This window comes from Spirosoma panaciterrae DSM 21099, assembly GCF_000374025.1.
Taxonomy (GTDB): domain Bacteria; phylum Bacteroidota; class Bacteroidia; order Cytophagales; family Spirosomataceae; genus Spirosoma; species Spirosoma panaciterrae.
The window spans coordinates 121,835-135,698 of sequence record NZ_KB893173.1 but is presented as its reverse complement, the minus strand read 5'-3'; the positions used below and the strand labels follow the sequence as shown (position 1 = coordinate 135,698).

8 protein-coding genes are annotated in these 13,864 nt (G+C 47.7%); 6 read left to right on the top strand and 2 right to left on the bottom strand.

The window, feature by feature from the left end; translation table 11 throughout:
- Positions 1-243 precede the first annotated feature (243 nt).
- From B153_RS0103950 to B153_RS0103925, 6 genes are all read left to right on the top strand, one after another.
- Positions 244-2,592 carry a glycosyltransferase family 4 protein gene (locus B153_RS0103950; RefSeq protein WP_020595370.1) on the top strand — a complete coding sequence of 783 codons (2,349 nt, stop codon included), beginning with the start codon at positions 244-246 and terminating at the stop codon, positions 2,590-2,592.
- 103 nt (positions 2,593-2,695) lie between these two features.
- Complete coding sequence (locus B153_RS0103945; RefSeq protein ID WP_020595369.1) at positions 2,696-4,195, top strand: glycoside hydrolase family 130 protein; 1,500 nt, start codon at positions 2,696-2,698, stop codon at positions 4,193-4,195.
- 636 nt (positions 4,196-4,831) lie between these two features.
- Positions 4,832-8,068, top strand: a complete 3,237-nt coding sequence (locus tag B153_RS0103940; RefSeq protein WP_020595368.1) for a SusC/RagA family TonB-linked outer membrane protein — start codon at positions 4,832-4,834, stop codon at positions 8,066-8,068.
- 22 nt (positions 8,069-8,090) lie between these two features.
- A complete protein-coding gene (locus tag B153_RS0103935; protein WP_020595367.1) occupies positions 8,091-9,641 on the top strand; it encodes a SusD/RagB family nutrient-binding outer membrane lipoprotein in 1,551 nt (516 codons plus the stop codon).
- Between the two features lie 538 nt (positions 9,642-10,179).
- Positions 10,180-10,695, top strand: a complete 516-nt coding sequence (locus tag B153_RS0103930; RefSeq protein ID WP_020595366.1) for a hypothetical protein — start codon at positions 10,180-10,182, stop codon at positions 10,693-10,695.
- A gap of 95 nt (positions 10,696-10,790) precedes the next feature.
- Positions 10,791-11,162, top strand: a complete 372-nt coding sequence (locus B153_RS0103925; RefSeq protein WP_020595365.1) for a hypothetical protein — start codon at positions 10,791-10,793, stop codon at positions 11,160-11,162.
- 69 nt (positions 11,163-11,231) lie between these two features.
- Here the strand turns inward: B153_RS0103925 and B153_RS0103920 are convergent, their stop codons facing one another.
- Together B153_RS0103920 and B153_RS0103915 are read right to left on the bottom strand one after the other, a co-directional pair.
- Positions 11,232-12,722 (bottom strand): PQQ-dependent sugar dehydrogenase, encoded by a 1,491-nt coding sequence (locus B153_RS0103920; protein WP_020595364.1) that lies wholly within the window; start codon positions 12,720-12,722, stop codon positions 11,232-11,234.
- Positions 12,723-12,784: 62 nt separating this feature from the next.
- The gene (locus tag B153_RS0103915; protein WP_020595363.1) at positions 12,785-13,855 is read right to left on the bottom strand and encodes a cupredoxin domain-containing protein; all 1,071 of its coding nucleotides are present in this window, start codon (positions 13,853-13,855) and stop codon (positions 12,785-12,787) included.
- Between the last annotated feature and the right edge of the window lie 9 nt (positions 13,856-13,864).

Genomic DNA, 13,864 nt, shown 5'->3' with positions numbered 1-13,864 from the left:
TCGCGTATAGACAGCATCGAACTCTGTTTCAGATCTAATTTTTGTTCAGGTAAAAACAGATTTAAGTTAATTATTTATAGGGCTTAAATGTGAAATAGTTGGATAAAAGACTGCATTAGACGAATATTAGCTTATTACCTTACTAAAATATCTAATCGAGCCAAACAAAAGGAATTACTAGTCGATTATAGTTATATAGTTAATAGCGCGGCAACCAACCCTCTAAAAAATTAACTCAACTATATGACTACTCTTACAGGCTATACCCAACTGTTCGATCAACAGGAACAAGCAGGTCTTTGGAAACATCAACCCAAAAACGTTGCCTTTATTGGTGACTATCTGCCCCGACAGTGCGGCATTGCTACGTTTACATCTGACTTGTTTGCTTCGTATAATTCTTTTATTTCAGAATCCAGACCTATAGTTATATCGGTTAACGATACTCCCGACGGATATGCTTACCCCAGTGAAGTTCGTTATGACTTCTATCAGCAAGATCACGGAGCCTACCGTAAAGCCGCTGAGTTTTTAAATTCGAAAGATGTTGATGTGGTTTGTCTCCAACATGAATATGGCATTTTTGGGGGCTCGGCAGGAAATTACATCCTGACCTTGCTGCGCAATCTGACCATGCCCATCATCACCACTTTTCATACCATTCTGAAAGATCCTAACGAAGAGCAGTTGCTGGTGTTGAAAAGCATTGCTGATTTATCGTCGCGGGTGGTATGTATGTCCGAAAAGGGTCGGGATTTCCTGATCAATATCTACGAGATCCCGGCTGATAAGATCGATTTAATTCCGCACGGTATTCCCAATATGCCTTTCGTTGATCCACATTTTTATAAAGATAAATTTGGCATGGAAGGGAAGCAGACGCTGTTAACGTTCGGTCTGCTTTCGCCCAACAAAGGGATTGAGAATGTTATTCGGGCTTTACCACGGATTGTTGCCCAACACCCCAACGTGGTGTATATGGTACTGGGTGCCACACATCCACATTTGCTGAAACATGAAGGAGAAGCCTATCGGGACAGTCTGAAAAAATTAGCCGCCGACCTGGGGGTTCGGGATCATGTCCGGTTTTACAATCAGTTTGTTGAGCTGGAAGACTTGCTTGAATACCTTGGTTCGGCAGATATATACATAACCCCTTACCTGAACCCGGCTCAGATAACTTCCGGCACCTTATCCTACGCGTTCGGGTGTGGGAAAGCAGTTGTTTCGACACCCTACTGGCATGCCGAAGAACTGCTGGCCGACGGGCGTGGGGTGTTGGTACCATTTGGTGATTCAGAGGCCATTGCCGATCAGATTACCAATCTACTTACGGACGAACCGGTGCGGCATGCCATGCGTAAAAAAGGCTACTTACTGGGTCGGGAGATGATCTGGGAACGCGTGATTCAGATGTATGCCAATTCGTTTGCCAAAGCGCGTCAGGAACGTATGAGCACCATCAACAGTCAGGTGCCCTATACCATGGGGGCCAACACCAGCTCAGCCTTCAAACTGCCTTCGGTTCGGCTGGATCATTTGTATCGTCTGACCGATTCGACCGGTATCGTCCAGCATGCACGCCATCATCTGCCCTTTTACGAAGAAGGCTACTGTTCGGATGATAATGCCCGGGCCCTCATCCTGGCGCAGATGCTACTGGATGGTGGGCTGAATGATCCCAAACTGGCCCGAACGGCCGATAATTATTGCGCGTTCATCAATCATGCCTACAACCACGAGTACAAGCGGTTTCGTAACTTCATGAGTTATGATCGTCACTGGCTCGAAGATTTTGGATCTGACGATAGTACGGGCCGAACAATCTGGGCATTGGGAACCTGCATTGGCCGATCGTCGGATCGAAATACCATTTCATGGGCCATTCCCTTGTTAGAGAATGTGTTGCCCAGTGTTGTTCAGATGTCCTCACCCCGTGCCTGGGCTTTTGCCCTGCTGGGAATTTACGAGTATCAGAAGAAATTTAATGATGACCGGATGGTCAAAACCATTCAGCGCCAACTGCTTGATAAACTGACATTCCGCTACACGGAAACTGCTACCGAAGACTGGCCCTGGTTTGAAAATACGCTCTCCTACGACAACGCCGTACTGGCGCATGCGCTCATCCGATCAGGCGAGGAAAAACTGGTGACGATCGGATTAAGCTCGCTACGCTGGCTCATTGGATTGCAAACGGCAAAAAGCGGTCATTTTCAGCCAATCGGTTCGAATGGCTTCTACACCAAAGGCCAGCCTCGTGCTTATTTCGATCAGCAGCCACTCGAAGCGCAGAGTACGGTATCGGCCTGCCTGGCGGCCTTTGATGTAACAGGTAGTGATGAGTGGCATCGTACCGCTATTCGGGTATTCAAATGGTTCTTAGGTCTGAACGATCTGGGCCTTTCACTCTATGACCAGCAAACAGGCGGTTGTCGGGATGGGTTACACATTGATCGGGCCAATCAAAATCAGGGAGCAGAATCAACCCTGTCGTACCTAATTGCTCTAGCCGATTTGCATATGATCCAGAAAAAAACGACAGCCCCAAAACCCGTTAGTGTAGAAATGCCAGTGTTGATGAATGGGTAATTGAAGCCTAAGCCTAATTCTGTTTAGGGGCCGTGTCATATAATTTTAGAACCGTATGCCGTTATGGTTTTAGTTCTTCTTTTTGAAACCATCCATTCCGACAATGAGTGTAAAAGCTATCCGAACCGGGATTGTTCTGCAACCCGATCCGACACGCGTATTATTTCGACCATTTGAATTGGGTAGTACCACCCGCACGCTGAAAATTATTGCCCGTGTAGGGAGTATGACCGACGAAGAAGCGGAACAGAAACTTGACGAGGTAATCCGGGAGTTTGGCGGTCGGCACTATAAATTAGAACGATTTCTGTTACAGCGATTTGAGCAGATTAAACCGCAGCTTCTGACGGATGAACCCCTGACCGAAGACCGGAAACTGCTTCTTGGGGCTTACTTTACGATGGAGTATTCGCTTGAATCAGCAGCGCTGTTCAACCCATCTATGGTTTGGCATCCTGACCAGACGAACGTGCCACCGGGGTATAAGCGGTTTATTTTAAGTCTGCGGGCAACCGGCGAAGGACATGTCTCGTCCATCTCGTTTCGGATGGGTTACATCGATGCGAGCGGGAAAATTATCCTTCGAAAGCCATCGCGCTATGTAACTTCGCCAGATATGGTTCCGAACCATCTGTTCAACCGGACTGTATTCGAACGTAAACTGTACGAGCTTCGTCTGGAAAACAGCATTCAGGAGAAAATGATGGTTGGCCTGGGCGATGAATTCAGCCTGGCTGAACTCGAAGCCCAGATCAAACGGGTTTCTTCTCAATATCGGTATAATGCGGAGTATGAGACCATTGCCAGTGGCTTGCTGGCGTTGGCTAAATCGAATTATGAGATTCATTTTGAGGAAGATCAAAGCCTGGATGAGCGATGTATATTCCCCAATTCGCCCAACGAAACCAACGGAATTGAGGATGCTCGCTTTGTGCAGTTTACGGATGATAACGGCGAAGTAACGTATTACGCTACCTATACTGCCTACAATGGTAAAGTAACGTTTCCGCAGTTGCTGGAAACGAAAGATTTTACCCACTTCAGTGTGAGTACGCTCAATGGGGCTGAAGTATCCAATAAAGGAATGGCGCTCTTTCCACGTAAGGTCAACGGGAAGTATGCCATGATTTCGCGTCAGGATGGTGAAAATATCTACCTGATGTATTCGGATGATCTGTATTTCTGGCAAACGAAAGATATACTGCTGAAGCCGACTTATAGCTGGGAGTACGTACAGTTGGGCAATTGTGGATCGCCTATCGAAACGGAAGATGGCTGGTTAGTATTGAGCCATGGGGTAGGACCTATGCGGAAATATGCCATTGGCGCTTTTCTGCTCGACTTAAATGATCCCAGCAAAGTGATTGGACGTACCTCTGAGCCCATCCTTAGCCCGGATGAGAACGAACGGGAAGGCTATGTCCCCAATGTCGTGTACAGTTGTGGAGGGCTAATCAACAACGAAGAGCTGATCATTCCATACGCTATGGCCGATTATGCCAGCAGTTTTGCTACGGTGAATGTAAAAGAACTACTGGCTGAGCTAAAAGGAGAAACGGCTCCGCAACCAGTCGAAAAGCAGGAGGAGACAGTGAGCAAATAAAAAAACAACTCAGTCTACAGTCTGATTCCCGGGGATACCGGGTGTTGGTCTGCCGGATAGAGTACCTTGGTTGAACCGTATTCTGAATTTCACCAGAATTGTGTATGTTCAGAAAAGGATGAATCCTCCGATACGAATAGGGAACCCTACTTTTCAGATGCCTGAAAAGTAGGGTTTTGTTTTTTTAATTATGGAAAAATACTGCCAATAAAATGCCTTGAGCAAAGCCTGAGTGTTTTTACTTAGAACCGCTTTGCATAGTACTAAATACTAATTTTGTGATCGGCCATAATTGGACTTGTTTTTTTTGAAATATGACTTAAAAGGAGCTACTTAATTGGCTAATCGTTTTTTAACAACCTAAGCTAATTTTTTAATTTTTTGGGTATCTACGCAGATAAAATTGATTTTGTTGCAAATAGTTGGGTAAAATTTAATTGTTCTTCTGGCTTCTTTTTAACGGGTATTGCTTTGGTATTGTATTGATATTAGACCTTATTATAAAATAATATTTTGTTGTTGCTGCTTATGTAACCTCTCGTGGCTTTATAAGTGATTTTAATCTGATTAATATTTTTTTAATACATTTGAATTGGTTTTTTACCAGTTTTTCATTCTTAACTTAAACGATAGCGTATGCGTAAATATCTACTCACACAGTTTTTACTGTGTTTGATCGCTATTCCATTGCTTGCCCAAAATCGGACAATCACTGGGAAAATCACTTCATCAGAAGACGGCTCTGTCTTACCGGGGGTTACTGTTTTATTAAAAGGTACGAACCAGGGAACAACAACAAACTCCGACGGTACATATCAAATCTCTGCCAACAAGGGTGATGTACTTCAGGTAAGCTTTATTGGTTTTGCAACCACAAGCATTAAAATTGAAAACCAATCGACAATTGATGTTGCGTTAAAACCGGATGCTTCTCAGCTTCAGGAGGTCGTTGTAACCGCACAGGGCGTTCGGAAAAGCCAGCGGGAACTTGGATACGCTGTATCAAAGGTAGCAACGGAGGATGTAACCGTAGGGCGTTCACCGCAACTTGCTCAGGCTCTTTCGGGTAAAGTAACGGGTCTTGCTGTGTACAACATCAACAACAGTGTTGACCCTGCCGTTAAAGTTGTGCTTCGGGGGTATCGTTCGTTAACGGGTAACAACGAAGCCCTGGTTGTATTGGATGGTATGCAGACGACCTCTACAGTTCTGGCCCTGATCAACCCCAATGACATCGAGAGCGTAACGATACTGAAAGGTGGTCAGGCCGCTACTCTGTACGGATCGGCTGGTATCAACGGAGCTATTCTGATCACGACTAAGAAAGGTGTAAAAGGCAAACTGAAAGTAGCATACTCAAATAGTACGAACTTTGACCAGATCAGTTTCCTGCCGCAGCTTCAGGATAAGTACGGTTCGGGTTCGCACTATGCCACTTCATTTGGGGGCACTGGCTACAAGACCGATTATCTGGAGCGTATGAAAGACAACTGGCGACCATATGAGAACCAGCAGTATGGGGATGCCTTTGATGGATCGACCCGGATTCAGGGACGTACTGCCGAAGACGGCAGCCAGCTTATCATCCCTTACTCGGCTATCCCTGACGCACGCCGGAAAGCTTTCAACACGGGCGTATCGGTAAATAACCAGGTTAATTTCTCGGGTGGCGATGAAACCAGCTCGTTCTATATGTCAATTGAAAACCAGTCGATTGCGGGTATTGTACCTCATGACAAAAGCAATCGGACGGGTACTCGCCTATCTGCTACCAAAGAGTATGGGAAAGTGACAGCCAGTTTCAATGCGGCTTACACGCAGGCCAACTACGATCGTACTTCGTCGGATTTCTACAATGATGTACTGAACCAGCCTGCCAACTTACCGCTGGCCGATCTTCGTAACTGGCAAACCAATCCGCTGGCAAACCCGAACGGTTTTTATAATGACTATTATAACAACCCGTATTTCAACGCTGATAACCAACGCATGAAATACAAGGATGCTAACCTGAATGGTAACCTGAACATCAATTTCAAGCCTACTCCCTGGTTGTCGTTCAATGAGCGTCTGGGGGTCATGAACAACTCGCGTACGGGTAAGAATACAACGGGTAAATTCCTGTATTCGGACTGGGCCAAGACCAAGTCGTTCATCCCGGCGCCGTATTATCATGATGGTGATGGTACGGGAATCTATCGCGCCATTACCGATATTCTGGGTAGTGTTCTGGATTACTCAGGTACTGAGAACGTGATCAACAACGAATTCCAGATCAATCTGACCAAGGATTTCGGTCCGGTAACAACCAAATTGTTGTTGGGTAACAGCGTTTATCAGCGTACAACCAAGAACATTGCCATTGGGTCAAGTTCAATCGTTGTACCGGATGTGTATAACGTAGCTAACCGTCAGGGTGAATTGACCGGCGGAGAGATCCTTACCCAGGAACGTCGTATCGGGTATTATGCTGACTTAACCGCGAATTATAAGAACTGGCTGATTTTGAACGGATCGTTCCGTTTCGACCAGACATCGAAGTTCTATAAGCCGAGCCGTCCATCCAATTATTATTCGTATCCGTACTATGGGGCTGCGCTTTCGTTCATCGCAACGGATGCTTTCCCAAATATCCGGTCGTCGTTCCTGAACTACGCGAAGTTCCGGGCCAACTACAACAAAAATGCGAACGATAACATCCCGCTGTATGGTCTTGATCTGACCTATCCGAACGGCTCTGGCTTCCCCTACGGAAACACAGTTGGGTTGACAGTAGGCAACACCCTGCCCGATGCGAACCTGAAGCCAGAGGTCGTGTATTCGTCTGAAATTGGCGCTGAATTCCAGTTGCTAAACAACCGGATCAACATCGACGTATCGGCATATACGCAAACTTCCCAGGGCCAGGTAATTACGGTTCGTATTCCTAACTCGACGGGTTTCCAGAACCTGCTGATCAACGTGGGCGAAACCAAAAACTGGGGATATGAGGCTGAACTGAAATACCTGATTGCCCGGGGTAATAAATTCTCCTGGGATGCCAGTGTTCGGTATTCGTACAACGACAACAAAGTGGTCGATCTGTACCCAGGCGTTAATGAATTCCAGTACGGTGGATTCTCGTATGCCAACACGAACGTAATCAAAGACCTGCGTTTCCCTTACCTGAAAACGGATGGCTATCAATACGCTCCAGACGGTTCGGGCCGTGTGTTGGTAAATGCTACCACAGGGTATCCTTTGCGTAATACGCAGTTGTTAGGCCGGGGTGGGGTATTGCCACGGCACATTGCTGGTTTGGGATCGAAAATCGAATATGGTGATTTCGGCTTTACGTTCAACTTCGAATACCGGGGTGGCAACGTGATGTTCAGTGATTTAGGCCGTCAAATGACCTTTACCGGAACCGGTAAATGGACGGAAGACCGCGCTCCGCACATCTTCCCGAATTCGGCTTATTTAGGACCAGATGGAACTACGGTTGTACCGAACACGACGTTGAATGTTCGCGAAGCTGAGTATTCACTGTGGGTAGATAACTACCGGCTGATTTCGGAAAATTTCGTTACGCCAGCCTGGTTTATCAAACTCCGCGACATCAATCTGTCGTATCGGTTGCCACAGAGCCTGATCAACAAAACGAAAATTTTCTCGGGAGCCAGCATCGCCCTGTATGGCCGGAACCTGCTGACGATTGTTGATAAGCTCAACTACTACACCGATCCTGAGTTCAGCTATCAGGGTAACCCCTCCCCAGGTAGCCAGGCAACTTCGACACCTACGATGACTTCTGCTATTGGAACGGGTATCAACACCACAACCCAGACTCCTCCAGTACGGCAGTATGGCGTGAACATCAACCTCTCGTTTTAATTATCCCAACGATTGACTTGACATGAAATTAAAAACATTAGCAATAGCGGCTCTCATTGTCGCAGCAGGAACCAGTTGTGATACGAAGTCATTCCTGGATATCAACACCAACCCGAACCAGTTACCAACGGCATCACCAAGCTATGTGTTCACCAATGCCCTGAATACAACGGCAAGAAATATAGCCGGAAATAACGACGGGGGCGGTTCGAGCGAAATCGGTTTCTACTGGTCGGGCCAGTGGACACAAGGGAACGGGTACATTATCAATACTGCTCAGTTCGCTTATCAGTATACCAACGGGGATTTCAACTATTGGGACCCATACTTCGATAACCTGGAAGATTATCAGTATGTAATCAATAATGCGGATGCCAACAATCAGAAGTATCTGAAAGGCCCCTCGAAAGTGATGAAGGCCATGCTTTACCAACAACTGGTCGATATGTATGGCAACGTTCCATTTACTGATGCATTGAAAGCAACGGCTTCGCTGGCACCTAAATTCGATGATCAGAAAACGGTATACGAAGGGTTGATCTCTTTATTGGACGAAGCGATCGTTGATTTGAAAGCCAACCCGTTTGCCAGTGCCTTTACGGGTTCCGACATCGTTTTCAACGGCAATACGACCAAGTGGACTCAATTTGCCAACTCGCTCAAAATGCGGATTCTGATTCGTCAGACTAAAGTTTCGGGAAGAGATACATACATCAAAACCGAAATTAATAAGATTGTTACGGAAGGGTCTGGGTTCATTACCGGGGCTGAAGTAGGCATTGGTGGAACGTCGTTCTTCCTGGCTACGGCGGGTAAACTGAATCCAGTATATGATCGCTGGGGCTATGATGCCAACGGTGCCAAGCGGGCATTGAACAACTACCCGCGTTTGACAAAGTTCCTGATCGATAACCTGAAAGCATCGGGAGATACACTGCGGATGAAGCGAATTGCTTATGCAAATGGGGGAGAGAACTCAAGCACGCCAGGGGTTAGTACCCAGAAAGAAATTTCGGCTAACTATTCGGGTACCCCATTTGGGGTGAGTTCGGGGTATTTGCCTGCCAACACAACCTCGCTCGGACCGAGCCTGCTTGTAAAAGGTGAATACAACCGCCCGTATATTATTATGACGGCGTCTGAAGTGCAGTTCCTGCTGGCCGAAGCCAAACAACGCTATAGCGATGTAACGCTTCCTAACACAGCGAAGGCGTATTTCGAAGAGGGTATTCTGCAGTCGTTCCGGGTACTAGGGGCAAATACTGCCGGAGCAACTGCCTACAAAGGCAGTGGTATCCAGAACTACGACTGGGATGCATCGACCGATAAGTTGACGGCTATTGCTATCCAGAAGTGGATTTCGTTCGTAAACTTCAATGGCCTTGAAGCCTGGGCAGAATACCGTCGGACAAACCTGCCGGTTATTCCGCAAAGCATACAGGTACCGGAAGCGAACAAACGCCCACTGCGGTTCTTCTATCCGAACACGGAGTCGGGGTCAAACTCGGCCAATGTTACGGCCCAGGGAACAATCGATGTGTTCAGTACAAAATTGTTCTGGGATGTTGATTAAATTGCCTTAAGCCACGTCTATAAATAAAACAGGGAGGCCACCGATTCGGTGGCCTCCCTGTTTTATTTATAGACGTATTGGTCGAAGTAGGGGTTGGGTATGGTTGCTGAATCATAAAAAAAGCGGATCGATAAGATCGGTCCGCTTTCTGCATTACGCTTTATCCAACTATTAAAATTTACAATCCAACAAAAATTGCTTAAGCTGTACAGAAACTCTGGTTGGCTTTTTAGGCAAGTCTTCGTGGGCATTACCCTATAATCAGGGTGTAAATTTGTCAGGCAATTAAATGGCATTCCTTGTCCGATCATAGCAAACCTGTTGTAATGTATACTTTTCGGTATAAATATTAATTTTTCGGTAGGTAGCTACCCAGGTGTAATGGCAGTGACATAGGGTACTTAATTCCCTGAGTTAGTTTGCTGAGCCTGGTAAGTGAATGTATATGGCGGTTTTGTTACCTGTTGACGATGTACCGAAGGGTATAAACCTTTTGGATCTTTTCAGGTTATTTTATATAATCAGTTGACTCAGCGACATGAAAAATGAAGAGGACGTAAATCAGGAAAATGCCCAGATAACTGGCCGCTCAGAGGGGCCGTTCAGGTCGGATGATACTGATCAGGACCGGCCTGCAGAAGATAACCGCAACCGATACAGTCAGGAGAATTCAGCCAATGGTCTCGACAGTGAGCAGGTACGGGGTGGTCAGGATGGCCGCAACGATCGGGCTATCGGTAGTACGGACATGGACAGCAAGAACGGCGTGCTACGCATGGGTGATATGAGCAATAGCACCATGGAACTGACTGAAGAAGGAAAGAATGCAGCCGCTGCCGATGAAGTTAAAACAAACACGGCTATGGTTGATGTAACAACCCATGGCCCCGACGACTATGCATCGGATGATGAAGTGCCTGCCCCAAAAGCACAGGACGCGGCAAAACACCAGAATGATCCGAAAGAAAGTGAGGCCGGCGAAGAAACCCAATCCGAGCATGAAGCATCGCTGGCCGAAACGGGTACTGATCTGAATAACAAACCGGCTTATTAGTCGAAAGGATAACCAAGCCTTTTATAGCATTTTAGCGAGCCAGATGGTTTACATATGGCCCGCTCTCAGTTCTCAACACTAAACAAATCAACGTTATGAGCGTAAGTAGCAATTCCCGGAAAGAAAGTACAGAGTCTTTTGCGGCTCAGGCAATGCATAGTACCATGGGTACGCCACCTGCATTAGCCCAGTTGAACGATAAAAATCTGGATAATGAACTGCCGTCGCGTGTGGCGGGTAGCAGTGATACCGACGTGCCCGGTGATGTAGCTGAAGCAGAGGCTCTGGCTGCCGAAACGGACGATACCATCAGTACGGCTGAAATTGAGGAGTCCAAACGAGCTTCGTGGGGGCAGCCACCCGTCATGAATGATCAGGACAATCCTGAGTTAGCTGGCAACCCAGACGATCAGGCTGTTCCGGCTACCCGGGCAAACGAGCCTGAGCGGACGTTGGGCAATGCTTAAATCAATGAATACCGACTAGTCGTCAGGTCATTGGGGGTGTTCGTTCAGGATACCTCCACCGACTGACGACTAGTTGCTTTTTAACTTGTTTACGGTGTAGCAGACCAGGTGATTCATCAATTTCTTCTGCCCTGAATTGGCCTGTAAATCTCCCAGTGTCAGTTCATAAATACGGCCAGGCTTTAAGTCGGCCAGGGAAAGTGTAACGGTCTTGCGATCGTTGGAAAGGGAAACGGCAGTAACAGGAACGGATCGTACATCCATCTGCGGAGAGCCATATGCCTGATGATATTCGTAGTAATAGCTTCGAAATCGATACGTGGCTATGGCACGAGCCGTACTGTCGTCCAGAGGTTGAGTGAAGGTTAAAGTAAACCCTGTGGGTGTCAGTTTCATATGCATAAGATCGAGTGGAATATCCTTTCCCGTAGAGCCGCCTGTATAGCGTATCCGCTGAATGCCCCGAGACCCCAGCCAGCCGTGATCCGTTTGACCAAGGTATAGGCTTCCATCAGGTGCAAACGCCAGTCGATTAGTACCGATGCGTAAACGGACTCCATGACTGCCTCCCTGGTCGAAAAAGCGTATACAAGCCCCCTGCAATTGTCCATCTACTTCATCGGGCAGAATTCGTAACAGGTGTGGGAAGTCCATTTCACCAACAAACAGTTGATCCGTAAAGGGGCCAAATTTGCCACCGGTATTATCCAGAACGATCTGCGTAGGCGAGTGGGCCATCGACTCATGGGGGAAGGCAACACTCTCGACCGTTCGCATACTATCCAGCGTTTTAACCGATAAGGTTAAGGGGTCAATATCCGGAAAGCCATCCCGCCATACCAAACTGGCGGGATGGCCGTAGAACTTACCCGCTTCTACATGATAAAGTTTACTGGTGCCTAGCCAGTCTCCCTGATTATCGGTCACGAAAAGGCGGCCCTGGGCATCGAAGCCAATTCCATTGGGCGACCGGAATCCACTGGCAAATGGTTTAAGCTGGCCATCGGGTGTAAGTTGCATGACCCAGCCCCTGTAGGGAACACAGGCATACATACGACCCTGTCGACCAAGTGCATCGTATTGCCCCCGTACTTCGTCACGAACTCCTGCGCCATTGGAGGCCGTATTCAGGCTGACGTATATATTCCCCTTCGCATCGCGTACCGGCCCAAACGCAAACTCGTGATAGTTGCCCGACAGGCCATATTTATCCGTAAGCGTTTCGTAGGTATCGGCCACCCCATCGCCATCTGTATCGGTCAAACGGGTCAGCTCAGGACGCTGCACGACTATGAGTTGACGATTGTTCACCGCGATTACACCGAGTGGATCATGCAAGCCTTCAGCAAAGAGCTTCCAGGTTTTCGTTTTTGGCGTATACAGCATCACCTCACCCCGGTGGAAGCAGGCGGCCAACCGACCATCGGGCAGAAACCCCAGACCGCCCGTTTCAGCTACCAGCCCTGGCGGTGTATCGATCGTTTCAACCTCGTAATAATCCGAGATCGTATCGGCTGGCGCAACGAGTAGAAACGCGGAAAGCAGAAGAGATGCGAGCATGGGCGAGTAGCTAAGCGATTGATAGGGAGGTTATCTGTTCAGAAAATTAGATGCCAGCGTAGTTAGTTGGACAGGGTTATGGTAAATTGTTTCGTTCCGGCAGGTAATCGGAGTTCGCCATCACGAAACTGACCTATCGACGATTTTAACCGAATCCCTGGTTGACCAGCTGCTAAAAACGAGATGGTTTCCCGGGTTGGGCTTAGAGTAAATGAGCGAATAAGCCCCCGTCCGGTAGGTAGTGGTCTGATGCGTTCATAAATAGTAACCCCATTTACAATATACTGAAATTCGGGGTAACGATTCACTAAACGGTACCCTTTAAACTGGGGAGGCTGTTGATTGCCCAACCCAATTCGCCAGGGGAAGCTCCCTGTATCCCGGTAATAGATCTCACCTACAATTTTGGTGAGCCGCTGGCCTTTGCCTTCCCATTGATCGGTATTATCGACAAAGCCTCCTGACCAGGCATACCGCAGACGACATTGGCCCGCATCGAACACATACGATTGGCCACCTTCCGGGCCTGGCAAGCCAACTGCAATCGCTGCCGGGCCACAATCGGGCATAAACGTTCGGTAAACAGCGGGTAGCTTCAACGGATAGGGATGACCGGAGCCTGCCGATGGATGATGGGTGTGGCCTGTGTCAGCTAAACGTCCTGGATTAGGCAGGTTGACGTCCTGATCCGGGGGAGGGAGTCGTTTTGGCTCGTTTGTGGCATAGATCACACCATACATGATTGACCCATGCCCTGGATAGGTACAAACAAAAGGGAAGGCACCCTCTGTCAGGCTGACAACGAGTGAATCGGTAGTGCCCGGTTCAACGCTTTGGGTATGAGCCAGTACTTCAGCCATTTTGGGAACGTGGTGCTGTTCAGGGCCTTTAGGGCCAAGTGCCAGCGCAAATTCGACGACTCGCAAACGGGAATTAGGCCGGGTTACCACCAAATTATGAGCCATGTCGTCTTTATTCTGAAAAATAAGTTTCAGGCGCGTATTTGGACGGACTACCAACCGCTTCTGGTCGAATTGAAGCGCGTCGGTGGTTGTAACCGTAATCGTTGTATCCCGTTGCGCTTGGGCTGTCTGTGTGAGCAAAACCAAGCCTGCCAGAAGAAATGTATACATGCTACCAAA